Annotated in this window: 26 protein-coding genes; 21 read left to right on the top strand and 5 right to left on the bottom strand. The window is 62.3% G+C overall.

Annotated features, from left to right (window positions below):
* Positions 1-53 precede the first annotated feature (53 nt).
* Together ETQ85_RS15105 and ETQ85_RS15100 are read right to left on the bottom strand one after the other, a co-directional pair.
* Positions 54-368 carry a YkgJ family cysteine cluster protein gene (locus ETQ85_RS15105; RefSeq protein WP_148579899.1) on the bottom strand — a complete coding sequence of 105 codons (315 nt, stop codon included), beginning with the start codon at positions 366-368 and terminating at the stop codon, positions 54-56.
* Between the two features lie 135 nt (positions 369-503).
* On the bottom strand, positions 504-1,802 hold the full coding sequence (locus tag ETQ85_RS15100) for an ATP-binding protein (protein WP_246128777.1): 1,299 nt from the start codon (positions 1,800-1,802) through the stop codon (positions 504-506).
* Positions 1,803-1,964: 162 nt separating this feature from the next.
* Here ETQ85_RS15100 and ETQ85_RS15095 point away from each other — a divergent pair, with 162 nt between their 5' ends.
* Complete coding sequence (locus tag ETQ85_RS15095) at positions 1,965-2,471, top strand: acyl-CoA thioesterase (protein ID WP_148579898.1); 507 nt, start codon at positions 1,965-1,967, stop codon at positions 2,469-2,471.
* Between the two features lie 216 nt (positions 2,472-2,687).
* On the opposite strand, the gene ETQ85_RS15090 is transcribed toward ETQ85_RS15095, so the two are convergent.
* On the bottom strand, positions 2,688-3,962 hold the full coding sequence (locus ETQ85_RS15090; RefSeq protein WP_148579897.1) for an amidohydrolase family protein: 1,275 nt from the start codon (positions 3,960-3,962) through the stop codon (positions 2,688-2,690).
* A gap of 76 nt (positions 3,963-4,038) precedes the next feature.
* Here ETQ85_RS15090 and ETQ85_RS15085 point away from each other — a divergent pair, with 76 nt between their 5' ends.
* Together ETQ85_RS15085 and ETQ85_RS15080 are read left to right on the top strand one after the other, a co-directional pair.
* On the top strand, positions 4,039-4,689 hold the full coding sequence (locus ETQ85_RS15085; protein ID WP_148579896.1) for an HD domain-containing protein: 651 nt from the start codon (positions 4,039-4,041) through the stop codon (positions 4,687-4,689).
* A 200-nt stretch (positions 4,690-4,889) separates the two neighbouring features.
* Positions 4,890-5,978: an NYN domain-containing protein gene (locus tag ETQ85_RS15080; RefSeq protein ID WP_187394724.1), complete on the top strand. Its 1,089-nt coding sequence runs from the start codon at positions 4,890-4,892 to the stop codon at positions 5,976-5,978.
* A 138-nt stretch (positions 5,979-6,116) separates the two neighbouring features.
* Here ETQ85_RS15080 and ETQ85_RS15075 read toward each other — a convergent pair whose 3' ends face one another.
* Positions 6,117-7,163 (bottom strand): Tim44 domain-containing protein, encoded by a 1,047-nt coding sequence (locus ETQ85_RS15075; RefSeq protein WP_148579894.1) that lies wholly within the window; start codon positions 7,161-7,163, stop codon positions 6,117-6,119.
* Between the two features lie 281 nt (positions 7,164-7,444).
* On the opposite strand from ETQ85_RS15075, the gene ETQ85_RS15070 reads away from it, so the two are divergent.
* The 11 genes from ETQ85_RS15070 to ETQ85_RS15020 all read left to right on the top strand — a co-directional run bounded on the left by ETQ85_RS15070 (position 7,445) and on the right by ETQ85_RS15020 (position 18,179).
* Positions 7,445-8,764: a condensation domain-containing protein gene (locus ETQ85_RS15070; RefSeq protein ID WP_148579893.1), complete on the top strand. Its 1,320-nt coding sequence runs from the start codon at positions 7,445-7,447 to the stop codon at positions 8,762-8,764.
* Positions 8,765-8,826: 62 nt separating this feature from the next.
* Positions 8,827-10,086 carry a beta-ketoacyl-[acyl-carrier-protein] synthase family protein gene (locus tag ETQ85_RS15065; RefSeq protein ID WP_148579892.1) on the top strand — a complete coding sequence of 420 codons (1,260 nt, stop codon included), beginning with the start codon at positions 8,827-8,829 and terminating at the stop codon, positions 10,084-10,086.
* Positions 10,083-10,883, top strand: a complete 801-nt coding sequence (locus ETQ85_RS15060; RefSeq protein ID WP_148579891.1) for a MaoC/PaaZ C-terminal domain-containing protein — start codon at positions 10,083-10,085, stop codon at positions 10,881-10,883. The genes ETQ85_RS15065 and ETQ85_RS15060 overlap by 4 nt, the downstream gene beginning before the upstream one ends.
* Before the next feature lie 24 nt (positions 10,884-10,907).
* The gene (locus tag ETQ85_RS15055) at positions 10,908-11,153 is read left to right on the top strand and encodes an acyl carrier protein (RefSeq protein WP_148579890.1); all 246 of its coding nucleotides are present in this window, start codon (positions 10,908-10,910) and stop codon (positions 11,151-11,153) included.
* 19 nt (positions 11,154-11,172) lie between these two features.
* Positions 11,173-12,087 (top strand): acyl-ACP desaturase, encoded by a 915-nt coding sequence (locus tag ETQ85_RS15050; protein WP_148579889.1) that lies wholly within the window; start codon positions 11,173-11,175, stop codon positions 12,085-12,087.
* Positions 12,088-12,231: 144 nt separating this feature from the next.
* Complete coding sequence (locus ETQ85_RS15045; protein WP_222862175.1) at positions 12,232-12,969, top strand: SDR family oxidoreductase; 738 nt, start codon at positions 12,232-12,234, stop codon at positions 12,967-12,969.
* Between the two features lie 77 nt (positions 12,970-13,046).
* Complete coding sequence (locus ETQ85_RS15040; protein WP_148579888.1) at positions 13,047-14,195, top strand: SDR family oxidoreductase; 1,149 nt, start codon at positions 13,047-13,049, stop codon at positions 14,193-14,195.
* 39 nt (positions 14,196-14,234) lie between these two features.
* Positions 14,235-14,948, top strand: coding sequence for an ABC transporter ATP-binding protein (locus ETQ85_RS15035; RefSeq protein ID WP_148579887.1), 714 nt, complete (start codon positions 14,235-14,237; stop codon positions 14,946-14,948).
* A complete protein-coding gene (locus tag ETQ85_RS15030) occupies positions 14,945-16,204 on the top strand; it encodes an ABC transporter permease (protein WP_148579886.1) in 1,260 nt (419 codons plus the stop codon). Before ETQ85_RS15035 ends, ETQ85_RS15030 begins: the two co-directional genes overlap by 4 nt.
* Before the next feature lie 8 nt (positions 16,205-16,212).
* Positions 16,213-16,953 (top strand): outer membrane lipoprotein-sorting protein, encoded by a 741-nt coding sequence (locus ETQ85_RS15025; protein WP_148579885.1) that lies wholly within the window; start codon positions 16,213-16,215, stop codon positions 16,951-16,953.
* 20 nt (positions 16,954-16,973) lie between these two features.
* Positions 16,974-18,179, top strand: a complete 1,206-nt coding sequence (locus ETQ85_RS15020) for a hypothetical protein (RefSeq protein ID WP_148579884.1) — start codon at positions 16,974-16,976, stop codon at positions 18,177-18,179.
* Positions 18,180-18,231: 52 nt separating this feature from the next.
* Here ETQ85_RS15020 and ETQ85_RS15015 read toward each other — a convergent pair whose 3' ends face one another.
* Positions 18,232-19,641, bottom strand: a complete 1,410-nt coding sequence (locus ETQ85_RS15015) for a tetratricopeptide repeat protein (protein ID WP_222862174.1) — start codon at positions 19,639-19,641, stop codon at positions 18,232-18,234.
* 126 nt (positions 19,642-19,767) lie between these two features.
* Here ETQ85_RS15015 and ETQ85_RS15010 point away from each other — a divergent pair, with 126 nt between their 5' ends.
* From ETQ85_RS15010 to ETQ85_RS14980, 7 genes are all read left to right on the top strand, one after another.
* Positions 19,768-21,159, top strand: a complete 1,392-nt coding sequence (locus tag ETQ85_RS15010) for an aromatic ring-hydroxylating oxygenase subunit alpha (protein ID WP_148579883.1) — start codon at positions 19,768-19,770, stop codon at positions 21,157-21,159.
* A 162-nt stretch (positions 21,160-21,321) separates the two neighbouring features.
* Positions 21,322-22,308: a thiamine pyrophosphate-dependent dehydrogenase E1 component subunit alpha gene (locus ETQ85_RS15005; protein WP_148579882.1), complete on the top strand. Its 987-nt coding sequence runs from the start codon at positions 21,322-21,324 to the stop codon at positions 22,306-22,308.
* Positions 22,305-23,300: an alpha-ketoacid dehydrogenase subunit beta gene (locus tag ETQ85_RS15000; RefSeq protein ID WP_148579881.1), complete on the top strand. Its 996-nt coding sequence runs from the start codon at positions 22,305-22,307 to the stop codon at positions 23,298-23,300. Before ETQ85_RS15005 ends, ETQ85_RS15000 begins: the two co-directional genes overlap by 4 nt.
* 40 nt (positions 23,301-23,340) lie before the next feature.
* Positions 23,341-23,571 carry a biotin/lipoyl-containing protein gene (locus tag ETQ85_RS14995; protein WP_148579880.1) on the top strand — a complete coding sequence of 77 codons (231 nt, stop codon included), beginning with the start codon at positions 23,341-23,343 and terminating at the stop codon, positions 23,569-23,571.
* A complete protein-coding gene (locus tag ETQ85_RS14990) occupies positions 23,571-24,338 on the top strand; it encodes a 2-oxo acid dehydrogenase subunit E2 (protein ID WP_148579879.1) in 768 nt (255 codons plus the stop codon). Before ETQ85_RS14995 ends, ETQ85_RS14990 begins: the two co-directional genes overlap by 1 nt.
* A 43-nt stretch (positions 24,339-24,381) precedes the next feature.
* Entirely contained in the window at positions 24,382-25,158 is a 777-nt protein-coding gene (locus tag ETQ85_RS14985) for an SDR family NAD(P)-dependent oxidoreductase (protein WP_246128776.1), read from the top strand.
* A gap of 194 nt (positions 25,159-25,352) precedes the next feature.
* Positions 25,353-26,156, top strand: a complete 804-nt coding sequence (locus ETQ85_RS14980) for a TetR/AcrR family transcriptional regulator (protein WP_148579877.1) — start codon at positions 25,353-25,355, stop codon at positions 26,154-26,156.
* The last annotated feature ends 156 nt before the right edge of the window (positions 26,157-26,312 follow it).

Raw genomic sequence — 26,312 nt, 5'->3', positions numbered from 1 at the left:
AAAAACACTCCATCAAGCATTAAGCACTTGAAACAATTACCGATCCACAAGGCTTATACGGCCTTCATGATCACAAGCTGGCGACGCTCCTCCAGGCAGTCGTACTCTCCCGCCTGAAACTCACGGCAAATAAATGGCCGCCGTTCGTAGATGGTGCACAGCATGCTCTGGCGGTCCAGGGCTGCACACCAGCCGTCGTCGAGGCGACGCATTATCCAGCCGCCCCACGGATCCTGAATCGTGAACCTCGGTGGGATGTCGTCATCGCCCATCAGCATGACCTCCAGCTTGCAACAGCAGGCCCTGCAGGTGGCGCAGGTGACGCTTGTGTCACTGTCCGTACCGATATTGATGTCGTTTTCACTCATGCCGGGCAGTGTCCCACAAGCTTCCGCTTCGTATATCCATCTTCAGCAGCCTAGCGATCTACGCCATCATCTTTTGGCATCGCCATGCCCTAGGTCGCAAAGTTCGCTGCGGTGGCCGTGAGTATCCCCACAGTCTCAGTCCGCCTCGTCCTCTGGCGGATTGATCGGTAGCGTCATCATGAAGGTCGTGCCCTGGCCGAGTTCGCTCTTGACCTCGATACGTCCGTGGTGTCTTTCGACAATGCCCCATGCCAGGGAAAGGCCAAGGCCAGTCCCCTTGCCGACAGGTTTGGTTGTGTAGAAGGGCTCGAAGATGCGAGCCAGATCATCCGCCGGAATGCCCTTGCCGCTATCCGTTATGCTGACTCGTACCGAGTCGTCGCCCAGCTTTTCGGTGCGGAGGGTAATTTCCCCCTTGCCCTCGATGGCATGGGCGGCATTGACGATCAGGTTCATGAAGACTTGGTTGAGCTGGGAGGGCAGGCAGCGGATCTTTGGAATGTCTCCGTAATCTTTGGTCACCGTGCAGTGGTACTTGAGCTCGCTCCACACCATGTTGAGGGTCGAGTCGAGCCCATGGTGCAAATCTGCCAGTTGCCATTCGGCTGAACTGACGTGTGAATAGTCCTTCAGGTCGCTGACAATCTTGCGGACCCGATCGATGCCATCCCGGGATTCCTTGAGGAGATCGAGGGAGTCCTGCCGCAGATAATCGTAATCGACCGATTTCCGCAGGGCCCGGGCCTGCGCGAATGCTTCTGCCAGGGCCGGCTCGGCGGCACCCCGTTCATAGGCATCGATGATTGCGAAGGCGTCATGAAGATATGCCTCCAGGGCACCCAGATTTGAGCCGACGAAGCCGATCGGATTGTTGATTTCATGGGCGACACCGGCCGCCAACTGCCCCAGCGAGGCCATTTTTTCAGCCTGCATCAGTTGCATCTGGGCTTTTTCTAGGGCTTGTGAACCACCTTCCACCTTGTGCTTGAGGCGTTGGTTATTTTTGAACAGCATGTCCCGTGCGGCCTTGGCCTCAAGTTGCGCGCGTACGCGTGCCTTCACGATGGTGGCCCGGATTGGCTTGTGAATGTAGTCCGCCGCACCCATTTCGAAACCCCGCTGTTCGCTGCCTTCATCGGACAGGGCTGTTGCGAAGATGACCGGAATCGATTGTGTTGCCTCGTTGGCACGCAGGCGTCGCAGCACTTCGAAACCGTCCATGTCGGGCATCATGATGTCCAGCAATATGAGATCAGGCTGCGGCTCGGCGGCGGCCGCCACCAAGGCTTCGGTACCGCCACGGGCGGTACGTACCTGATAATGGTGCTCAAGTACGCCGCTGAGTACCAGCAGATTCACAGGCTCGTCATCGACGACGAGGATAAGGTTCATGTGTCTTTTGGCGTCCTGCGCACTGCTGCCCTTGTCGTCCATGATGGAGTTCCGCTGTTCGCCTGATCTTTATTGATTTGATTTTTTAACGATTTTATCGAATTTGCAAGTTGCAATGCGACAAAAAAGTATCTGATTCAATATGAAAAAATAACACTGCGGGCTCTCTCAATCCCGAGTGTTCAATCCGTAACGGAGAAACCGATGAATCTTCCCGCCCACCAAATGACCATGACCGTGCTGATGACGCCCGACATGGCGAACTTCGCCGGCAACGTCCATGGCGGTGCCATCCTCAAGCTGCTGGATCAGGTTGCCTACGCCTGCGGTGCCCGTTATGCGGGGTGCTACGTAGTGACCCTGTCGGTCGATCAGGTCATGTTTCGTCAGCCTATTCATGTGGGCGAACTGGTTACCTTTCTTGCTTCGGTGAATTACACCGGTAACTCATCCATGGAAATCGGCATCAAGGTCATTGCTGAAGAGATCCGCACCCAGGTCGTGCGCCACGCCAACAGCTGCTTCTTCACCATGGTAGCCGTTGACGAAGAACGCCGCCCGGTGAGTGTGCCGCCCCTGCGGCCTTTTACGCCCGATGAAAAGCGGCGCCACGGCGCTGCCCTGGCCCGCAAGGAGCTGCGCCGAGAACTGGAACTGCGCTACGGTGCGCTGCATGATGCCTCGGCTGTCGTGCCAACAGCCGAGGCATAGCACAGTCTCCTTGCCTGCTGCCTGGCCCCATCCGGACGGGAGTCGATATGCGATCAAGCTGTGCTTGTCGGTGTATTCCCGAAGATCAAGATGCTGCTGATACCCAGTTTTTAGGCATCACAAAAGATCTCAATCGATCAATGCCCCGGCTTATTTCCTCACATCTCATCCACAAGCTGTGGCCACACAGGGTGGGGATAAGCGGAAATCGTGGTTTCACTGCAGCATAAAATCCACTCGATGCGGACGGCCTGGAAGGTTCAGCGTCGTCACCGTTGCCGGGCTGCGCGCGATTACCTTGCCCGCTCGCAGTACCAGCAGGCGTGTGGCCCGCATGCGCAGGGCTTCGATCGGGTCGTAGGCCTGTAGCAGAACCAGATCGGCGCGGCAGCCGGGGGCGATGCCGTAGCCCTCTATGCCGAGGATCTGTGCGGGGGTTGCGGTGACGGCCTGGAAGCATGTGCGCATGCCGTCCTGGCTAGTCATCTGGGCCACGTGCAGGCCCATGGCGGCCACTTCGAGCATGTCGCCGCTGCCGAGGGAATACCACGGGTCCATCACACAGTCGTGGCCGAAGGCGACCGGTACGCCGGCGGCCAGCAGTTCGGGCACGCGGGTCATGCCGCGGCGCTTCGGGTAGCTGTCGTGGCGGCCCTGCAGGGTGATGTTGATAAGCGGGTTGGCGATGGCGGCGACACCGGCTTCGGCGATCAGCGGGAGCAGCTTGGAAACGTAGTAGTTGTCCATCGAGTGCATGGACGTGAGGTGCGAGCCGGCGACGCGTCCGCCGAGGCCGAGGCGTTGGGTGTGAAAGGCCAGCGTTTCGATGTGCCGCGACAGCGGGTCGTCGGACTCGTCGCAGTGCATGTCCACCGGCAGGCCGCGCTCGGCCGCCAGTTCGCACAGGATGCGCACCGATTCGGCGCCGTCGGCCATGGTGCGTTCGAAGTGGGGAATGCCGCCGACCACGTCCACGCCCATGTCGAGAGCGCGTTTCAGGTTGTCGAGGGTGCCGGGTGCGCGCAGCACGCCATCTTGTGGAAAAGCGACCAACTGCAAGTCCAGATATGGGCGGACCTCGTCCTTCACGTGGAGCAAGGCCTCGACGGCCAATAGGCGCGGGTCGCACACGTCCACGTGGGAGCGGATCGCCAGGAGGCCCTTCGCTACCGCCCAGTCGCAGTAGGTGAGGGCACGTTCAACCAGCGTTTCCTGGGTCAGCAGCGGCTTGAGTTCGCCCCACAGCGCGATCCCTTCGAGCAGGGTGCCGCTTTGATTGACGCGCGGCAGGCCGTAGGAAAGGGTCGCATCCATGTGGAAATGGGCATCCACGAAGGGCGGCGTGACGAGCTGACCGGCAGCGTCGATCGTTTCGCCGGCGGCGCCAGGCAGGGAGGCTTCCACGGCGGCAATGCGCCCGCTCGTGATGCCGATGTCGAGGCCGCGGCGGCCGTCGGGCAGACTGCAGTTGCGCAGGATCAGGTCGAACATGCTTTCATTCCTTTCTTGCCGGGACCGTTCCCCCGGGTACTATGCGCTCCGCGCAAAACCTGCTCACGGATGCCCCATGCCCACTTCCCTCTGGCTGCCCCGCCTGATTGCCCTCGCCACGTCCGCAGCCGAAGACGACGGTGCCCACGACATCCACCATCTGCACCGGGTCTGGCGCGTGGCGCAGACCCTGCTCGACGCGCATCCGGAGGCGGATGCGTTGGTGGTGCTGGCCGGATGCTACCTGCACGATACCGTGAATGTGCCGAAGGATCATCCGGACCGCGCCAAGGCTTCACAGATGGCTGCGCGGCTGGCGCGCCAGATGCTGACGGACGCGGGTTTTCCGGTGGACAAGCTTGATGCCGTGGCGCATGCCATCGAAGCGCACAGCTTTTCCGCGGCGATCACGCCGACGACCATCGAAGCGCAGATCGTGCAGGACGCCGACCGCATGGATGCCGTCGGTGCGGTAGGGCTGGCGCGCATGTTCTACACCGCCGGCCGCATGGGCTCGGCGCTGGCCCACCCGGACGATCCACTGGCAAGCGCTCGGGAGCTTGATGACACGGCGTTTTCGCTGGATCACATTGAAGTGAAGCTGGCCAGGTTGCCTGCCATGATGAACACTGCGGCCGCCCGTCGGCTTGGAGAAGAGCGGGTGGCGTGGCTGCGGGCGTTCCGGGCCGTGTTCGTGGCGGAATGGGGGGCCTCCATCCGGGCGTAACCTGCGCTTGGCTCGACACCATACATCGTCCACGATTCACCCGTTCAGGCCTGTCATGATCGGTGGACGGCGGGGGGCGTCCATGCTCGCCAATAAGTCACTCATCTGGCGCGCCCTGTGCCATTGCGCAGCCCTGTGGTCTGGATGTCACCATGTCACATGACCGCCCTGAACAAAGAACGAGACGCAGCAACTGCCCGATGAAGCATGACCTTCCTTCTTTTGCCGTACTCATCGATGCCGACAACGTCCGTATCGACACCATTTCGCTCATCTTGGAAGAAATAACCCGTCACGGCCGCGTAACTGTCCGGCGAATTTACGGGGACTTCACCACCCCGAACCTTGCCGGGTGGCGCACCAAGCTTGCCGAGCATGCCCTCCAGCCGATCCAGCAATACCGCAACACCACCGGAAAGAACGCCAGCGACAGCGCCCTCATCATCGACGCCATGGATCTCCTCCATTCCCGGCGCTTCGAGGGCTTTGGTCTGGTGAGCAGTGACAGCGATTTCACGCGGTTGGCCACCCGAATCCGCGAAGATGGGCTGTTTGTTTTCGGCTTTGGCGAAAAGCACGCCCCAAAGGCTTTCGTTAACGCTTGTGAGCGCTATATCTATGTGGAAAACCTGATCGCGCCGCCCCCGCTGGATAGCAGCGTGGCTGCGCCGGTTGCTGAAATTGTCGAGCCCGTCCCGTGCTCGGTGCCCGCCGTTGTCGCGCTGCTATCTGAAACCTTCGTCCCGGAAGCGCCGGCCAAGCTCGCCTTCAAGCCACCCACCCTGGCGGTAAAGATCCTCCTGAAGGCCTATAGCAACGTCGCCGACGAGCAGGGCTGGGCCATGCTGGGGCAGTTGTCGTCCTACATTCACGCCAATCATTCGGATTTTGACCCGCGAACCTACGGCTGCGCCAAGTTCATTGAACTACTCCAGAAAACGGAAGCCTTTAACCTCGATTTGCGTGCCCACAAGAACGGGCAGACCTATTTTTGTCGTCCAAAGAGTTTTGGCGCATCCGGTATTCCAGTCGCCGGGTTCAAACCCAGGAAACCCCTGGCTTACAGCGAGGTGCTGATCAAGGCCGTAACCCAAGCCACTGCGGCAAGCGGCTGGGCGCCGGTCGGCATGGTCGGGCAGCAGCTCAAGGCCCTGGGACGAACCGTCAAGGAGTCAGGGTGCGCGACGCTGACGGACGCGTTGACTGCGAGCGGAGTGTTCGAAGTGAAGGGAAAAGGCACCGCGCGGCACTTCAGGGTGAAGGGAAAAGTGACATCGGCAGGGCTTTAGGGCATGCATCAGCCCGTTGCTGCCCATTTTTTGAGCAGTGCCAAAAAAGCCTGCGGCATCAGCCCGTTGAGGCGCATCCCCACACCTTATCCACAGCCTTGACCACCTGCGGCGGGGATAAGGTGCGGGGCCTGTTTGTCAGACCTGCTCGATCCCGGCGAGCTTCCAGAAGCCGCGGTTTTCATCGACAAAGTGCCAGACTTCGTCGAGCGCTTCCGGGGCGGCGTCCGGGCCTTCGACGATGGTTCCGGTGTATTGGATGGACACCAGTCGGCGGGCGCCCTGATCGGTGACGTCCAGGACTTGCGGCCGCATCGAGACAACCGTTGTGTGCCCCGGTCCACCACGCTGGGTGATGTCCGCTTCGAGCTGCTGGAACAGCAGGTCGTCGACGCGGGTGCGCAAGAATGTCAGGTCGCCGCGGTTGTTGGCTTCCTGCAGTTCGTTGAAGGCTTTCAAGGCTAACTGTTCGATTGCCGTGTCGGCGTTGGTGGACGGCGCGCTGGCGCCAAACACGGGGGCATCGCTGGCCTTGAAGGAGCCTATCGGCTCGCTGCGGCTGGCGAATTGCGGGTGCCGGGTCGCCTGGTACTTCCGGAAGGCCCACAGGCCGCCACCGCCCAGGGCCAGCAGGCCGAGCAGGGAGCCGAACCCGAAGCCACCCGACGAGCTCTTTTCCGGCGATACGGGGGCACCTGCCTCGGAGGCGGAGCGTTGCATGTCACGCGATGCGCCCGAGTCCGAATTGCCCTGGGATGCGTTGCCCGGTGCCTGTGCTGGCGTCTGTGGCGAGTTGTGGTCGCCCATCATGTAGCCGGCTGCGGCGCCAACTGCAGCGGCCCCGGCAACCGTTCCCCAGCCGGGACCACTGCGTGGTGCGGCTGCCGGCGGTGCCGACGGCATGGGCGCGCCGCCGGCAGCCGCACCGGCGGGGGGCGGTGTGTTGCTGCGGGCCCGGGCCATCACGTCGGGGCGGGTCATGCCGCCGCTGTTGCCGTTACCGAGGCGGGAGGAGGGCGAACTGGTTGCCGGAGGCGTGGCCGATCTCGTCGTCATCGACGTGGAACGCCCGCCATTGCTGCTTCCCCCGAGCTTTGCTTCGCTGGCGAGGGGCAGGCCGGCCATCAAGGTGGCGAGAAGCATGGTCATGAGCTTTCGGCCGGGCTGGCGAGAGAGTCGTTTCATACGGGATTCCTTGTGGGTTGGAAGCAGACGGTGGGCATTGGATTCTTTCCGCATCATGGCACACCGTTTCGGGCCTGCCGTCCACCATCTTGTAAGCAGGCATTGCTTGCCGAAAATTCCAAGTGGTTTCGGATTGTTTTCGATCTGTTGGTACGTTGTCTCTTTTGACATAAATCAAAATGACAAAGATCTAAGTTCATTAACATAAGTGAGGTAAATGACATAAGACAAGAATTAAATTTCTTTAAAGGCATCCGCGGTACCCGTTTTCAACGAAACCCATGAATTGTCTCGCCTCCCCTACTAACGATCCTGTAAGCGGCTTTTTCCATTGGGGGCGCAGGTACTTTGATACAACCAACAGTCACTTTTTCATCATTGACGGCAATGTGGATAGCGAGTTGCTGGGTGAAGCCTTGCGAAAGGCTGTATGTGAATTCGGACTGCTTGGCGACACCCGACACAATTATGCCGGCATAACCCAGGATGCCTCTTCCCCGGTTCTGGATGAGTCGATGCATTCGGGAGCAATGTGTTTTTCGGATGCCGTGCTGCGCCGGACCTTGATGAGGCATGTGGCAGTGCATCCCACATCTGCTAGTCATCCCGTCCGTCTGCAATTAATTCGTTCCGCAGACAGCCAGCGTTGCTGTCTGCATTTGCTGATTTCCCATGAAGTGGCTGATGTCAAAAGCGGCCATATCTTCATGGCGCGTTTCATGGCGATTTACGCCACTCTGCGAGATTCATCGTCGGCGCGCCATGCCGGTGCCGGTTTTCCGGTGTGCTCCCTCGCCGATTCCCGCCCTGAATGGTTTGCGCGCAGAGCGCTGCTGCACCGACGTAGCCGTGCCTATGTGGACATTGCGCGTCGAATGCTCAGCGTTGATCGGAGTTGCCTGCGCGGTAGCACCAGTGCATCGGGAGGCAACGACTTCTTCCATCAGGTTCTGCCCGAGGACTTGCAGCAAGGTTTGCGGATAGCCGCGCGCCGGCATGGTGTCACCCTCAATACGCTGTTCTCCGGGGCGCTGGTGCGCTACCTGGACAAGCATCAAGGCCATTCCGGGCGGAGCGTGACCTATTCCTTTGCCCTGAGTCTGCGCAAGCTTCTCGGGTCCGAGCATGCCGAGGCTTTCAGAAGCTATATGGTCCCCTGCACCGTCCGGCTTTCTCCGCCAGCAAGTTCCCGGGCGCTGCTGCAGGACCTTGGCCGGCAAACCGGATATCTGCGTACGGATGGTCTGGCCCTGGAATTGGGGCGCATGGAAAACGCGGTGGGGCTGTATCGAGATGGACTGCCGGGATTCGTGGTTCGCTGGGTGATGAAACGAACCCAGGGAACCAATATTTTCTTTTCCAATCCCGGGGTTATCGAAGAAGACTTTTCCTGTTTTGGAACGAAAAGCCTCCCGATCACGGACAGCCTGACGGTGGGCTGTCTCGTCCATCCCTATGACCTGATGTTCTATACCAGCACCTTCGGCGGCAAGACGCAGCTGGATGTTGTATTCCGGTCGAGCTGTTTTGGCGACATCGAAAAGGATTTCGTCACGCCCCTCATTGCCGAACTCCGGAAAATTATCGATAGCCACGATTGAAATAATGTCCGGGCTGTTCCCGGTCAAGTCATTGCAACGGTTTTAAAAGGATCAGCAAATCCATGAGCAAGCAGTCGAGCGGCCGGGTGGTCGTGACGGGATATGGCGCCTTGTGTGCCCTTGGCAACAGTGTCGATGAAATCTGGACATCCATCGAAAACTACAAGGTCGGTTATCGGCGGGTCGAATATCCCGGCGCCCCGATTGTCGCCAAATTTTTTGGTGTCATGGATAACAAGCCACCGCGCAAGCCGTTTTCCAAGGCAATTCTGAAGTTTCTCCCCGAGTTCGCCAAGCTGGGCCTGTCTGCGGCGGCAGAAGCCATTCACATGGCTTTCGGGGAAAAAGCCAACCTGGACGACTTCTGCAGCCCCTTCGAGCGCGGCGTCATCTTTGGTACCGGCTGGGGCGCCCAGGATGAATCCACCATCCAGAACAACGCCTTCCGTGAAAATGGTTCCGCATCGCCGTTCTCCAACCTGCTGGTCATGCCCAGCGTCGGAACGGCTGCCATTTCGATGCAGTGGAACCTGCGGGGCTACCAGAATACGCCCGTCGCCGCCTGCGCCACAGGCAGCATTGCCATCGGTGATGCTTGTGAAGTGATCCGTTCCGGCCGCGCCAAGTTCATGTTGGCCGGCGGTGGTGAAAGCATCCGGGAGGGCTTCGGCGTCTGGAGTATCGATGCCCTGCGGGCCCTCAGCAAGGAGCAGGAAAGCCTTGAGAAGGCGTGCTGTCCCTTCAGCCTTGATCGTAATGGCTTTGTCCTGTCCGAAGGCGCTGCCGTCTTGTGCCTGGAGGACTACGAGTTTGCGAAGGCCCGGGGAGCGCGGATTCTTGCCGAGGTGGTCGGCTATGGAAACTACTCCGATGCCAGCGACATTACCTCGCCGGCCGAGGATCTGCTGGCCCGTACCATGACCATCCGCACCGCCTGCACCCAGGCCGGCATTCCCGTGGATGCCATCGAATACGTCAATGCCCACGGCACCTCAACGCCCCTGAACGATCTCAATGAGACCAGGGCGCTCAAGCTGGCCCTGGGCAATGCGGCCTACCACACGCCGATTTCCAGCACCAAGTCCTATACCGGTCACCTGATTGCAGCGACCGGCGCCATCGAGTCGATTTTCACCATCAGGACGATCGAGACCGGCCTGATGCCGGCCACCATTCACCTGAACAACCCCGATAGCGAATGCGATCTGGACTACATTCCCAATGAGCATCGCAGGAAGAGCGGCATCCGTTATGCCCTCAATCTCAATTACGGGTTTGGTGGTTCAAACAGCGCCCTCGTTTTTGCGTCAGCGAATTCATGAATCCGCTGTATTTTGGTGCGGAGGCCGCAAAGGCCTGGGCTGCGTTTTCGGGGGATTACAACCCCATTCATTTCGATCCGCAATTCGCTCGCAACACCATCGGCAGTGAAGGCACCGTGGTGCACGGCATGCTGGCCATGCTGGGTCTCAAGCAGGCCAGCGCCAGGGCCGACTGGCCCGAGGAAGGCTGGCTGCAATGGACGGGCATGCTCAAGCAGGCCATGCCCGGCAATGTCGGCTATACGCAGGAAGTCAATGCTACTGGGCCTGGCTCCAAAATCCGTTTCAAGCTCGGCTGCGCTGATGGGCAGGGAAAGAATATTCTGGGAAATTGCGCAGAAGTTGACTTCGACAGCCATCGCTATATGGAGCCACCCCGCTACAGCATTGCAGCGGAGGACTTCCGGGGCCGTCTGGCCAGCTTTTGCAGGGACTTTCCGGACGTGCACTGCGCATGGATTGCGCTGGATGCCCTGATGTTTGCGGAATACATCCAGAAGCACTCCATCAATACTTTCCGGGACGACATCATCCGTCGCTTCGGCCCGGAAATGGAGCTGGATTTTGGCAGATCCTCGATGCTGACCATGCAGACGCATCACCGGGACACTTTCCGGAGTCGACTGCTGAAGGATCTGAGCGAGCTGCAGCTGGAGCGCATTGATTACGACATTCGCAAAATAGACGAAATCATGACCGCCGACTCCCTGTTTGCGACGATTGATATTCCGGTATGGCTGGATGGCGACCTGTCCCTGGTCGTCCAGATTGGCCTGATGGCCCGCAAGAAAACCTGAACACATCACTACGAGGAAACAAGCATGAGCAGCGTATTTGAATTCCTGACCAACGAAATCGGTGACCTGGTGGATTTCGAAGTGGAGAACATGCACCCCGAAACCACCCTCATGGAACTCGAGCTGGACAGCCTGGACTACGTCTCGCTCCAGGTCTCCATCAAGAAGGCCTACGGCTTCGAGCTGAACTTCGATGACCTGGCCGCGGGCAAGATCAAGACTTTGGGCGAATTCTGCGATTACGTCGAGAGCAGTACCGTAACTGCCTAATTCAACCGGAGAACCCAAAATGAGTGGATTGGAAACCGTCGTCAAGTTCAGCTATCTTTCCGACGAAAACCGGTGGGATGCCAACCGCTACAATTTCGACTGGCTGCCGGAACTCGATGAGCATGACCGGGAGATCATCCGGCTGCTGGATTGCCTGCGGGATGGCGAATTCTCGGGCCAGGCTTCTGCTGCCCAGTTTCACGACCTGATGATTCAGGCCAAGGCGGCCGGTTACACCGATGATCTGGTCGCCGACTGGTCGCCGCTGTTTTCCTACATGAACGTGATCGTTTATGAAGAAATGCGCCATGGCCTTGCGATTGGCCTGATTCACCAGTACGTCACCCAGGGCAATACGAGTTTCATCGCCGACATGAACGTCCGGGAATTCGGCAAGCGCTATATCTGGTGCTACGAGGAAAGGCGCTACTGGGATCTTTACAGCTACATCCTGAGCCATTTGTTTTCCGAGGTCATCAACACCGAGCTTTATCGGGACGTGGTCACCCGGATTCATCATCCGGGACTGAAGGAAGTCCTGGCCAATGTGCGTAACGACGAGGCCCGCCATATTGCGGCCTGGACCGCGCTGGTGAAGGATTTGCTGAATGCCGACCCGGAGCACAAGGTGCGGGCCCTGGCCTCGCTCCAGTGCGGCCTGACCCACCACAATGCGATGGTGCATGAGACCTATTTTGAAGGTCTCAACAAGATGCTGCCCTTGTTCATTTCGGAGCCGAAGAACAAGCTTGGCCCCATCAAGCGAATCTCCAAACAGAAATACCGCATCCTGCTGGAGCTGTTCGGCGAGGACAATCCCTATTCCGAAAGTGACGTCCAGCAAATTCACCTGCAATACCTGGGCAAGGCTGCCGGCCATACGCGGGCCAGATATTCTGAAACAAGTCCCGGCAATATCGAGTTCGTCAGCTGATCCGGCGATTCCGTCCTGACGACCGGAAGCCGATTTCCGGTCGTCCTCTTTCTATTCCTTTGCCGGCAGGCGATGCCGACCTGTCTGCGCCGGGTCGCCGGGATTGGTCCGGCGTGGCGCGCCCATTTTGAAGGATTGATTATCGTGAGCAAGGCATGGGTTTTTGTTTCCGGCGGCAGCCGGGGCATAGGCGCTGGCGTGGTGAAGGCGCTGGTGGACGCCAATTATTCGGTTGCTTTCACCTACGTGGCGTCGGATGACGCCGCCCGCGCACTCGAAGATGCGCTGGGCAATGAAGACAACTGGTGCCGGGGCTACAAGTGCGACATGGGCAACCAGGAGTCCGTGGACCAGCTGGCCGCCGAACTGCAGGCGGTGCATGGTGCTCCCTATGCCATCATCAACAATGTCGGCATCACCCGGGATGCCCTGATGCTGCACATGAGCGCCCAGCATTGGGGGGAGGTGATTCGCAACAATCTGGATTCCGCCTATTACGCCACACGTGCCTTCACGACAGGCATGATCGAGCGGGGCGACGGCTGCATCGTCAACATGAGTTCGGTGACGGGCATCAAGGGCAATCCCGGGCAGGCCAATTATGCCGCCACCAAGGCGGCGCTGATCGGCATGACCCGCTCTCTGGCGGTCGAGCTGGGTCGCTTCAACATCCGCGTCAATTCCGTTGCCCCCGGCATCATCGCCACCGAAATGACGGCCAGTCTCACCGACCAGCAAGTGCGCAAGATTGCTTCCCAGGTTCCCCTGCGTCGTCTGGGCCGTGTCGATGAAATTGCCGCGACGGTGACATTCCTGTTGAGCCGGGGCTCCTGTTACACCACGGGCCAGACCTTTGTTGTGGATGGTGGCCTTAGCGCCTGAATTCCGGTTGTGGCCAACGGGTCTGCGCGCAACATCCCGGCCCGTTCTCCTGCCGCCTTTATTGATAGGAATACCGCATGCTCGACACGCTACCCGAGAATCTGATTTTCTTGACCGGAGTTACCGGGGCTGTAGGAACGGAACTGCTGCCCAGACTCCTCCAGCGTTACCCTCACGCAACGATTGTCACGCTGATTCGTGGCAAGGATCAGGCCGATGTGGAAGCCCGGCTGACCAGCAGCATGGCCTTTGCGGAAGCCGGCACCGATCAGCGCAAGCGCATCGTGGCGCTCAAGGGCGATGTGAGTCAGCCATCCCTGGGGTTGGATGAACCGGTTCTGGCCCTGCTGGCGCGCAAGACCGGGCAGATCTTTCATCTGGCGGCGAATGTCCGTTTTAACGCGGGGCTGGAAGAGTCTCGCCAGGCCAATGTGGAAAGCACGCGCGCCATCCTGCGCTTTGCCCGCAACTGTCACCTGAGCCATCCCGGCGGCGTGCGCCTGAACTACATTTCCACGGCCTATGTGGCGGGGAATCGTCGCGGCCCCCTGCTGGAGCGCGAGTTGAACTGCGGCCACACCTTCTGGAACTCCTACGAGCAAAGCAAGATGGAGGCAGAGGAACTGGTCCGTGCCGCCGAGCCGGAGGTGCCCATCACCATCTACCGCCCGAGCCAGATCATCGGCACCGCCGAAGCCGGCAAGGTGCGCAAGCTGTTCGGATTCCTGGAGTTTCTGAAGCTCACCTGTACCGGCAAAATCCGTTTGCTGCCAGCCTCGCCGGAAACGCGTACCGACATGATTCCCGTCGATTATGTCTGCGATGCGATTGCCTATCTGAGCGGGGAGAAGGATACCGTCGGGCACACCTACCATCTTGCCGCCGGCCTGCAGCGCAGCACGTCCCTCGGCGAGGTCGTCGAGATCGCCTACCGCATCCTGCAGGAATACGCGCCGTCGGAGCAGTTGCCCAAACGCCCTGAATTCATCCCCGTCGATGTCTTCGAGCAGCACGCTGTGGATGGCAAGGTTCACAAATCCTTCAGCGGTCTGCTGCAGCTTTATCAAACCTATATGTCCTATGAGCGGGACTTTGAAGTGGACGCCACCATGGCACGACTGGCGCGGGGCGGCATCGTTCTGGCGCCGATGAATGACGTCGTTCATGCGAGCGCGCTGTATGTGGTCAGGCAGCACTTCGGCATCCCCGACCCCGTTCCGGCCTGAGTCTCCCCGGACCACTTCCCCTGAAAGGGCCCACTGCCGATGTCCCATTCCCCCTCCGAGGTCGTTCAGCCCCTTGTCCGCCTGCGCCATGTACGCCGGCACTTTCTGCTCGGGGAAACCCGTGTGGAGGCGCTCAGGCAGGTTTCCCTGGACATCCACAGCGGCGAATTCCTCGCCGTCTGGGGGCCTTCGGGGAGTGGCAAGTCAACCCTGATGAATGTGCTGGGCCTGATCGATGCGCCAGATGACGGCGAGGTGTGGTTCGACGGTCAGGATACCCGTCAGCTGGATGACAATGCCCTGACCGACTTCCGGGGCCAGAAAATCGGTTTTGTCTTCCAGAGCTTCAACCTTGTGCCGGTCCTCTCGGCGCTGGAGAACGTCGCGCTGCCCTTGCAGATTCAAGGCCTGCCTGAACGGGAGGCCCGTCAGCGGGCGGAGGGCGTGCTGGCGGAGGTGGGCCTGGAGCGCTTCCGGGACTCCCGCCCGGACTGTCTCAGTGGCGGCCAGCGGCAGCGTGTGGCGATTGCCCGGGCGCTGGCGATCCAGCCCCGACTGGTGATTGCCGATGAGCCCACCGCCAATCTCGACTCCGAAAACGCCAGCATGATCGTTAGCCTGATGCGCGAACTCAATCGCAGGAAGGGTGTGACTTTCGCCTTCACGACCCACGATCCCCGCCTGCTCGAGCACGTCGATCGCAAGATCCTGCTGCGGGACGGCAGCGTCGAAAGCGACGAGGTGTCGGCATGAACACCTTCAAGCTCGCCGTGCGCGGTCTGACCCGCAACAGCCGGCGCAGTCTGGTCACGCTGCTGACCATTGCCTTCGGGTTTGCCGCCATCAGCCTGTTTGCCGGCTACACCCACAACGTTTACGAAGGCCTGGCCAGGCAAGCCATTCATGGCGGTCTGCTGGGCCACCTGACCCTGCACAAGCGCGGGATGGACACCGAAGGCAAGCTCGACCCCGAACGCTATCTGCTGACCGGGCCGGAGGTGGAGAAGGCGCGCAGGATTCTGGCCGACGAGCCGCATATCCAGTTGGTGGCGCCTCGCCTGGGGTTGAGTGGCCTGCTCAGCAACGGCAAGTCGAGCACCATTTTCATTGCCGATGGTATCGAACCCCGGGCCATGGAAGTCATCCAGGCCGGGCTGTTGTCGCTCTCCAATATTCGTCCGGAAGTCCTTGCTGCCTATCTCAAGAAGCTCAACCCCCAGCGCCCCGAGGAAGTCGAACTCGCTTCGGGGCTGGCCGAACTGCTGCATCTGCCCCGCAATGCCCAGGCCGCCATGCTGGTCAGCACGGTCTCCGGGCAGGCCAATGCGCTGGATGTGAGCGTGGGGGGCACCTTCGACACGGGCAATGCGGGCACCAACGACAAGCTGGCGCTGATGACGCTGCAACTGGCCCAGACACTCTATGACGTGGACGGCGGCGCCGACCGCCTGACCCTGTTGCTCGACGACGTGGCCCTGACCGATGACTACGCCGTGCGTCTGGCCGAGAAGCTGAAGGCAGCCGGTCTACCCCTCGAGATCCGCACCTGGAAAGACCTCTCGGACTTCTACAAACAGGTGCACACCATGTTCAACATGATCTTCGGTTTCATCTTCAGCATCGTGCTCACCGTGGTGGTGATGAGCGTTGCCAATTCGATGGGCATGACGGTGATCGAACGTACCCGCGAAATCGGCACCCTGCGTGCCATCGGCCTGCGGCGCAGCGGCGTGGTGCGGCTGTTCGCCACCGAATCCCTGCTCCTGAGCCTGACGGGCTGCCTGCTTGGGCTGCTCATCACGGTCGCGGTACGTGCCGGGGTCAATCTGGCCGACATCTCGTATGTTCCTCCCAGCAGCACCTCCCCGGTTCCGCTCCTGGTGGATCTGGACCTGCCCCGCATCGCCTTCACCTTCGTGCTGATGCTCCTCGTGGGCGGGCTGGCCGCCTGGCTCCCGGCGCGCCGGGCCGCTGTCCGCCCCGTTATGGATGCCCTTGGCCACAATTAGGAATGCACATGTCTCCCAAGGTTTTCGCGCTTGCCGGTCTGTTCTTGCTGGGCTTCGGCTCATGTGCCCTGGCCACCCCCGATGCCCAAACCCTGCTGCAGCGCACTGACCATGCCCGCGGTGGCGGCCTGCCCGGCATCGTCTGGGAAATCCAGCTCGGCTCCAGGGAAGGGGAGCGTGCTGAAGAGCTGCAGCGTCTGGTGGTCAAGGCGGTGGACAACGCCAGCCTGGCCGAAACCCTGGAGCCACCGCGTTCCCGGGGGGCTCGTCTGCTCCAGGTGGAGCGCAACATGTGGCTTACCCGTCCGGGCCTTTCCAAGCCGATCCCCATCTCGCCCCGGCAGCGCATGAGCGGCCAGGCCGCCAATGGCGATATTGCCGCCACCAATTACGCCGCCGACTACGAGGCCCGCTTTGATGGAGAGGAAGCCCTCGACGGCGAGGCCTGCGCCATTCTCGAGCTATCCGCCCGGCACAAGCGCACCACTTACGACCGGATACGTTACTGGGTGTCCCACAAGCGCCAGGTGGGGCTCAAGGCCGAGTTCTATTCGCTGGGCGGCAAGCTGCTCAAGACGGCCCGTTTCGAGTATGGCAACACCATCAGCTTTGAAGGCCGGCGGATTCCCTTCGTGAGCCGGATGAACATTCGCGATGCCCTGAACGACAGCGAGACGCGCATGGACTTTCGCGAGGTGAGGGCCCAGAAGGTGGGGCCTGAAACCTTTGATCTGGGGCAGATCCAGTGACAGCGCGCCGGCACATTTTCGTGCTGGCGCTCCTGCTGGCCGGACTGACGGAGAGCGCCCGGCCGGAGGGCTGGAAGACGGAGGCCGACGCGAGCGTGTATGCCTACGCCGGCAGCACGCAGCCCCACGCCCACAGCGTACTCAACCCGGACAACCGGATCGCCGGGATTGCCCGGAGTCGTGTCGACACCGAAGTGCGCATTGGCTTACGTGCGGAAAGTGACAGCCTGCGCCTGAGCCTGCGTCCCATCCTCAGTCTGTATCAGGCCTCCGGAGACACCGGCCAGGAGGCCTACCTGAGTCAATGGCAGTTGCGCTGGCGCACCAGCCCGACGAGCCAGCTGGCGGTCGGACGTGACCTGCTCACCTGGGGCCCCGCCCAGTTCCGGTCGCCGTCCAACCCCTTCTATTTCGACAGCGGCCGCAGCAACCCCATGCGCGAACTGTCCGGTGTGGATGTGCTCAAGTTCAGCTGGACGCCCGATGTGCTGCACAGCGTTCAGCTGGTTCGCCTGACTGGCAGCGGGCATCGGCAGCCCTGGCTCGCCTCCCGGGACGATGGCTGGCTGCTCAAGGCCGACTGGCGCAACGATGGCCGTGCCGCCGGCCTGGCGATCGCGCACAGCCCGGAACGCGCGCCTTTTTATGGTGCTCACGTCCAGTACAGCCCCAGCGATGCATGGCTGTTATACGGGGAAGTCGGCAGCGGTAGCCGGGATCAGGCCTTGAAGCCACCCAGGAACCCCGAGCAGCCCTTCGAGGTGCAGGCCGAATCTCCCCGCCATACCCGGCAGTTGCTGGGCGCCAGTTATTCCCTCGACAACGGCCACAGCCTCAGTCTCGAATATCTGCACAGTGGCGATGGCTATTCGCGGGATGCCCTCCGTGCCTATTTCAAGCATGCCGCTGCCGCGTCCCTGTCTGCCCCGGGCGGTGCCCAGACCCTCGGTCTGGCCCTGACCGCTGCCCCGCCCTTGCTGGGCCGGGATTACCTGCATCTGGTCTGGCAGAACAGTCTGCTGGACGAGCAGGGCTACTGGCGCCTGATGCTCACCCGTAGTTTCACCGACAACAGCCTCCAGGCCAGCGGCTATGCTGAAATCCCTGCAAGCTCCCGGCTGAGTGTATTTGCCCTCGGTACGCTGCCCGCAGGTCACCGCCAGAGCGAGTTCGCCGCCCTGATCGGCTACAGCCTTACCCTCGGTATCAAGCTGGCGCTTCCCTGAGTGATGCAGACGGGCGGAGGCGTACAGCTCGCGGCATGGTCTTCCAGCCACTTCAGCAAGGTTCCGTAGAGCGCCCCATTTGATCTTGCTCATCGGCAGATCGGGTCGGCTTTGATGCCATCAGTGTCTCGACCAGTTTGCCTACCGGCTCGCGCCAGTCGCCCCGCTGTGTTTGCCGGAACAGGCGCATGCCCGGATACCAGGGGCTGTCGTCGCGGCCGTGCAGCCAGCGCCAGTCGGTCTTCCGGGCCGGCAGCAGGAGCCAGCACGGCACGCCGAGGGCGCCGGCGAGGTGGGCGGGGGCGCTGTCAATGCTGATCAGCAGGTCGAGCCGGGAGAGCAGGGCGGCGCTGTCGGCGAAGTCGGCGATGGCCGGGGCGAGGTCGGTGAGGGGCAAGCCCGGCGGCAGGGGGCCGGCGTCTTTCTGCAGGCTGAAGAAGCGTACGCCGGGGATCGCCCACAGGGGCGCAAGGACCTCGAGGCCGGGCAGGGAGCGCTCGGCGTCGTTGCTGTGCAGCGGATTGCCGCGCCACACCAGGCCGACCTTCAGGCCGTTGCCGGCCAGCAGCGGGGCGAGACGGGCCACCCGGGCCGGGTCGGGATGCAGGTAGGGCACATCGGCCGGGATGGTCTCCAGCGTGGTGCCGGCGTGGAGCGGCAGGCTGAGCAGGACGGTCCAGTAGTCGTGAGCGGCGAGGCGGGGCAGGGCGTCGGCCTGGCTGATCACGGTGTCGGGGCCGGCGAGGGTTTGCAGCAGCGCGGTCTGGCTGGGGCGGCACACCAGCGTGACCTGCGCGGCACCCCGGGCCTTGAGCCAGGGCAGGTAGCGGCAGAACTGGATCTCGTCGCCGAGGCCCTGTTCGGGCAGCACGATGATCGACTTGCCGGCCAGCGCTTCGCCCTGCCAGTGGCGCAGGCCGGCGGCGGCAATCGGGTCGGGGCCGCTGGCTGGGTCGGCGTGTTCGGTGAGGCGCCCTTCGTGGAGCGGCCAGCCTTCGGTAAAGCGGCCCTGGGCGAGGAGCAACTGGCCGAGGTTCATCCGGGCCCTGGCAAAGTCCGGCTGCAGGGCCAGGGCCTGGCGGAAACAGGCCTCGGCTTCGGCCTCCCGGTGCAGGTCGGTGAGCAGCACGCCGAGGTTGGAGTGGGTGCCGGCGGCATCAGGCTGGTGGGCGAGGGACTGGCGGTAGGCGGCTTCGGCGGCGTCGGGGTGGCCCAGGCGTTCGAGGGCGATGCCCAGGTTGTTGCAGGCCGGGGCATCGCTTGGGTCGAGTGCGACGAGGCGCTGCAGGCAGTCGGCGGCACCCGCGTCATCGCCCAGTTGCAGGGCGCTCTCGGCGGCGATTTCCAGCAGCGCGGGGTCGTCGCCGGCGAGGGTCATCCCCATGCGGGCGATGCGCAGGGCGTCGGCCGGGGCGCCGTCGAACAGGCATTGCGCGGCCTGCGTTACGAAGGGGTTGTCCACGCGGGGTCTTTCTATAAAACAAACAATATTGTTCGTTTGTTGACCATGGTCAATGTAGGGTTTGGCGTGCTGGGCAGAATTGATTCACCGGCACTCAAGCCGGAATGATCCGGAGGAGACTAATCAATGAATGCACCCTGCGCAATCCAGCACCCGCGCGTATCACCCGAAAACCTCGGCGATCCGGCCACCTTCCAGCGTCTGCTGGCACAAGAGAAAGTGCCCGTCCCGGCCTTCCTCAAGCCGGCTCCGGCGGCCGGGCTGGGCGATGCCGATCTGGCCGTGGACCGCTATTTCTCGGCCGATTTCCACCGTCGCGAGATGGCCGGCATGTGGCCCCGCGTGTGGCAGTTCGTCGGTCGCGACGAAGCCATCCCGAACGCCGGTGACCATCTGGTGTACGACATCGGCGACCGCTCGGTCATTGTGATGCGCGGCGAGGACGGCGTGGTGCGCGGCTTCGGTAATTCGTGCCTGCACCGGGGCATCGCGCTGCGCCCCGAGGGCGGCCATGTCGAGCAGTTGCGCTGCCCCTTCCACGGCTTCACCTGGGATCTGGCCGGCGCGATGAAGAGCCTGCCGTGTTCGTGGGATTTCAAGCATCTGGAGCCGGCCCGCCAGGATCTGCCGCAGGTACGCGTCGAAACCTGGGCGGGCTTCATCTTCATCAACTTCGACAAGGACGCCGAGCCGCTGCAAAGCTGGCTCGGCGTGATGCCCGCGCACTTTGCCGACTACGGGCTCGATCGGGCGACCACCCTGCTGCACGTGCGCAAACGCATCCCGTGCAACTGGAAACTGGCCCAGGAAGCCTTCTTCGAATCCTTCCACGTGCGCGCCACCCACCCGCACATCATGACCTTCACGGATGACGTGGACAGCCAGTACGACGTGTTCAGCGACAACGTGGCGCGCTGCATCACCCCCATGTCCATCGCCAGCCCCAACCTGTCCGGTGTCACCGAGGCCGAGGTGATGCGCGACTGCATCGCCGCATCCGGGCGCATGTCCGACGCCAACGGCGCCGCCCACCAGCTGCCGGCCGGCATGACGGCGCGGGAATACATCGGCGAGATGAACCGCGAAGCCTACGCGGCGGCCTCCGGCGTCGACCTGTCGCAGGCGACCCTGGCCGAGCTGCAGGATGCCATCCTGTATTCGGCCTTTCCCAACTTCCAGATCTGGGCCGGCTACTGCGGCAACATCGTGTATCGGGCCATTCCCGACGGGCAGAATCCGGAGAGCTGCATCTACGACGTGATGGTGCTCGGCCGCCACAAGGCCGGCGAAGTCCGCCCGGCCGCCCCGGCCGTGCATTGGCTCAGCGACGACGAGCCTTTCAGCAGCGCCCCGGAGCTCGGCGCCCTCGGCCCGGTGCTCGATCAGGACATGCGTAACCTGCCGCACATGACCCGCGGCCTCAAGGCTTCGCTGACCGGCGTGGTGACCCTGGCGAGCTACCAGGAACTGCGCATCCGCGCCCACCACCACACGCTCGACAAATATCTGGCCGACTGATTTTCGGGGCTTGTCACTCGCCGGGGCTGTCGATATACTGCAAAAAAACAAACGGGACTGTTGGTTTTGTTTTGGGGCATCGGGCCCCGCCAACAGTCCCGTTTGCCGGACGAGCCGCCGGCTCCAGGGCTTCCCGTTACCAACCCAATCGAGAGGTAGGGCATGAGTGAGACAAAGCAACCCGGCAAGGCCACCTTGCTGGAGATCTACCGAATCGCGACCCTGATCAAGACGGCCGACGACCGCTTCATTGCGCTCATCAAGGCCGGCCAGATCGCGTCGCCGTATTACTCGCCGCGCGGCCAGGAGCTGATTCCGGCGGCCATCTCGGTGAGCCTGACACCGGCTGACTACGTGGTGACGACCTACCGGGGCATCCACGACCAGCTGGCCAAGGGCATTCCGCTGAAGCCCTTCGTGGCCGAGTTGTTCGGGCGCGCCACCGGCACCTGCAAGGGCAAGGGTGGGCCGATGCACGTCACCCACGTGGCCTCCGGCCTGCCGGTCACCACCGGCATCGTCGGCGCCGGCCTGCCGATTGCCAACGGTCTGGCCTGGGCCTCGCAACTGAAGGGCACCGACCAGGTCACGGTGGTGAACTTCGGTGACGGCGCCAGCAACATCGGTGCCTTCCACGAAGCCCTCAACCTAGCCGCCGTGTGGAAGCTGCCGGTGATCTTCGTATGCCAGAACAACGGCTACGCCGAGCACACCAAGTACGAATACGGCACCGGCGCGGCAACCATCGCCGACCGCGGTCTGGCCTACGGCATCCCCGGTGTCGAGGTGGACGGCAACGACGCCGTCGCCATGTGGCAGGCCGCCAGCACCGCCATTGCCCGCGCCCGTGCCGGGGAGGGCCCGACCCTGCTGGAAGCCAACACCTTCCGCTTCCGTGGCCACCTGATGGGTGACGACAGCCATTACATCGCCAAGGAAGAAATGGCCGCAGCCATTGCCGCCGACCCGCTGCCGCGCTTCCGCGCCTGGCTGATCGAGCAGGGCCACGCCACCGACGGCCAACTGGCCGACATCGAGGCCACCAATGTGGCCGCCTTCGAGGAGGCCGTCGAATTCGGACTGGCCAGCCCTTATCCCGATGTATCCGAACTCGACAAGGACGTCGTTGCCGAGGGAGTCCAAGCATGAGCGCCGTTCAAGCCAAAAAGATCAACATCGTCCAGGCCATCAACATGGCCCTCCACGACGCCATGGAGCTGGACAGCTCGGTGGTCGTCCTCGGTGAGGACATCGCCGACCGCGAAGGCGGCGGGGTGTTCAAGTGCACCGCCGGCCTGTCGGGCAAGTTCGGTACCGGGCGGGTCAAATCCACCCCGATCGCCGAGCAGGCGATTGTCGGTGCCGCCGTCGGTGGCGCGCTGGCCGGCCTGCGTCCGGTGGCCGAGATCATGCTGATGAACTTCACCACGGTGGCCATGGACCAGATCGTGAACCACGCGGCCAAGCTGCGCTTCATGACCGGTGGCCAGACCCACGTGCCGCTGGTGATCCGCACCACCACCGGCGCCGGCTTCGGCACCGGCGGCCAGCACGCCGACTACCTGGAAGCCTGGTTCGCCCACACCGCCGGCCTCAAGGTGGTCGCTCCATCGAACCCGGCCGACGCCTACGGCCTGCTGTTGTCGTGCATCTTCGACGACGATCCGTGCATCTTCATCGAGAACCTGCCCCTGTACTTCGTGCCCGGCGAAGCCCCGGTGCCCGGGCAGCGCGTGCCCATCGGCAAGGCCAAGGTGGTGCAGGAAGGCACCGACATCACCCTGATCAGCTACAGCAAGACGCTCCACGAGGTGATCGCCGCCGCCAAGGATCTGGCCAAGGAGGGCGTGTCGGCCGAAGTCATCGACCTGCGCACCATCTCCCCGCTGGACATGCCGACCATCATCGCCTCGGTGGCCAAGACCGGCCGTGCCGTGGTGGCCCACGAAGCCCAGGTGGATTTTGGCGTCGGCGCGGAAATCTCCGCCCGCCTGCACAAGGAGCTCTTCGGCACGCTCAAGGCGCCGGTTGCCCGAGTCGGTGCCGCCCGCTCGCCGGTGCCCTTCTCCAAGCCGCTCGAAAGCGCCTTCGTGCCGACCAAGGAACGCATCCTGGCGGCCATTCGCGAAACGCTCAAGTAAGCCGCAAGTCATTCCCAACCAAAAATCAAAGGACACGAACATGGCAACCGAAATCATTCTCCCCAAGCTCGGCTTCTCCGTGAATGAAGCCATCCTCACCGAATGGATGGTCGCCGACGGCGCCCCGGTGACCCAGGGCCAGCTGCTCTACACCATGGAAAGCGAAAAGTCGGTTCAGGAAGTCGAGGCCCCGGCCGACGGCACCCTGAAGATCATCAAGGAAGCCGGCGAGACCTACGAGGTCGGCACCGTCATCGGCGAGCTCGTCTGATGTCCGCCGCGCCCGACGCCAAGCCCGTGCCGGTGTGGCCGGCCACGCTGCCGCCGATGCCGGTGGTCGACTTCGCGCTGTTCGGCGAAGTCGAAACGGTGCCGCTGCCGCGCCACCAGAAGCTGGTGGCGTCCTTTCTGTCGCGTAACTGGGCACAGATTCCCCACGTCACCCACCACGACGAGGCCGAAGCCCCGACGCTGGACACAGTGCGCAAGGCGCTGGGCGAGCAGCTCGGCATCAAGCTCACCCCGGTGCCCTTCCTGATCAAGGCGGCGGTCAAGGCGCTGCAGGCCTTTCCGCGCTTCAATGCCTCGCTGGCGCCCAACGGTGACGGGCTGGTGATGAAGCATTACTTCCACATCGGTGTGGCGGTGGAAACCCCCAATGGCCTGGTGGTGCCGGTGATCCGCGACTGCGACAAGAAGTCGATCGGCGAAATCGCCCTCGAACTGGCCGAGAAGGCTGAGCGGGCACGCACCAAGGGCCTGCCGATCACCGAGATGTCGGGCGGCTGCTTCTCGATCAGTTCTCTCGGCAACCTGGGCGGCACGGGCTTCACGCCGATCATCAACGCCCCCGAGCTGGCCATCCTCGGCGTCACCCGCGCCGGCGAAAAACTCAAGCTGGTGGATGGGCAGGTGCGCAGCGTGCCGGTGATTCCCCTGTCCCTCAGCTACGACCACCGGGTGATCAACGGGGCCGACGCGGCCCGCTTCACCCGTTTCATTGCCGACGCCCTGGCGGATCCGGCAGCCCTGGCCTGACCTTTCGACAAGGAACAATAAGAACATGACCTCAACGGAAAGAATGAGCGCCATCCAGCAGACCTTCTCGCTGGAAGGCCGGGTAGCCCTGGTGACCGGCGCCGGTACGGGCATCGGCGAGCACTTCGCCCACGTGCTGGCGGCGGCCGGCGCCAAGGTGGCCTGCGTGGCCCGCCGCGTCGAGCGGGTCGAGGCGGTGGCGCAGGAAATTCGCGCGGCCGGCGGCGAAGCCTTTGGTTGCCGCATGGACGTTGCGGATCGGGATTCGATCCGCCTGGGCTTCAAGCAGATCGAGGCGCATTACGGGCCGGTGGACATCCTGGTCAATAACGCCGGCCTCGCCAACCCGACGGTTTTCCAGGAAATGTCCGACGAGCAATGGACCTCGCTCCTCGACGTCAATCTGTCCGGCCCCTTCTTTGCTGCCCAGGAAATGGCCAAACGCCTCATCGCCACCGGCAAGCCGGGCTCCATCATCAACATCGCCTCGATTCTCGGCCACCTGGCTTACCCGGCCTTCCTCAACTACGGTACAACCAAGGGCGCGTTGATTCACATGACCCGCTACATGGCGCTGGATTTGCTGCCTCATTCCATTCGAGTGAATGCGATTGCGCCGGGCTATTTCCCCAGCGAAATGACCAATCCATTTTACGAATCGGAAGCCGGCAAGAAGGAAATCGCCAATCTGCCGGCCAAGCGCCTGGGGCGTCTGGAGGAGCTGGATGGCCCGCTGCTGCTGCTGGCCAGCGAGGCGTCATCGTTCATGAACGGAAGCGTATTAACCGTGGACTATGGACACTCCGTGCGCTTGTCGTAGAATCCGGTCGCAATCAAGACGTTGAAGCATGAGGAAAACGCGTTCATGACCCGCGGCAAAAGTTCGCGGGCAGGAACCATCAGGGAAGCGGAAAGACGGTATGGCAGTGCAAGGCTGCCGGTTCGTGCATGGGCGCGGGCCACGTCTTTCCTGTGCAGTATCGACTTGCTCGTCAGGTCTGAGGGATACCGAAAATGATCGAAGACAACAAGCCAGAATCCTTGCTCGAGCCGGAAGCGGCGACGACGCGACGGGTCGAGCGACCCAAGCGGGACTCGGCCCGTACCAAGGCCGCCGGCGGTACCTGGCAGGCCGAAAAAAGCCTCGCCACACGCACCCAGATTCTCGACGCCACGCTTCAGTGCCTGGTTGAACTGGGCTACACCCAGACCACCACCGAAAAAATCGCCCTGAAGGCGGGGGTGTCGCGCGGCGCGATGACCCACCACTTCAAGTCGCGCGCCGACGTCTTCAAGGCGGCCGCCGAGTACATCACCGACCTGCGTGCCGTCGAATACGAGGACGCCTGCCGGCGTATCAAGCTGCCGCCCGGCAACCTCGCCACCTTCGAGAGCATGCTCGACACCCTGGTGATGCTGCAGAAGTATTACTACGCCCGTGCGTCCTTCATCGCCCTGCAGGAGCTGCAGCGCGGTGCGCGCACCGACAAGGTGCTGGCCAAGGTCATGCTGCCCCTCGAGAAGGCCCTCGACGAGAAGAAGAACGCCAGCATGCTCAAGCGCTTCCCATTCTGGGCCGACTACCCGCAAACCGGCGAAGTGCTGCGAGATCTGTTCTTCCACTCCCTCAAGGGCGTGGCGGTCAACCCGACGCCCTACATGCAGGGCGATCGTCTGCACCGCCTGCACCAGTTGCTCGCCTCGGTAGCCATGATGGAGTTCGAAAAGGCTTACGAGGCAGCCCACGGCGCCAAGGTGCCGCCGCAACCCGAGCCCGAAAAAAAGGAACGCAAGCCGCGCAAGGCGGCAAACGCCTGAGTTCGTGTTGCCGGTGTTGAAAAAGGGGCCTGCGGGCCCCTTTTTACATGCTTTCCCGTGGGTCGGACTTCCGTCCGACAGCGCTCGTTCAGCCAGCCGAGTTGGACTGAAGTCCGACCCACGGGAGCGTTCCTGAAATTTCCGAGGAAGTGCTTT

The sequence above is a fragment of the Zoogloea oleivorans genome, assembly GCF_008107625.1.
Classification (GTDB): domain Bacteria; phylum Pseudomonadota; class Gammaproteobacteria; order Burkholderiales; family Rhodocyclaceae; genus Zoogloea; species Zoogloea oleivorans.
This window is presented reverse-complemented; position numbering and strand designations above follow the sequence as displayed.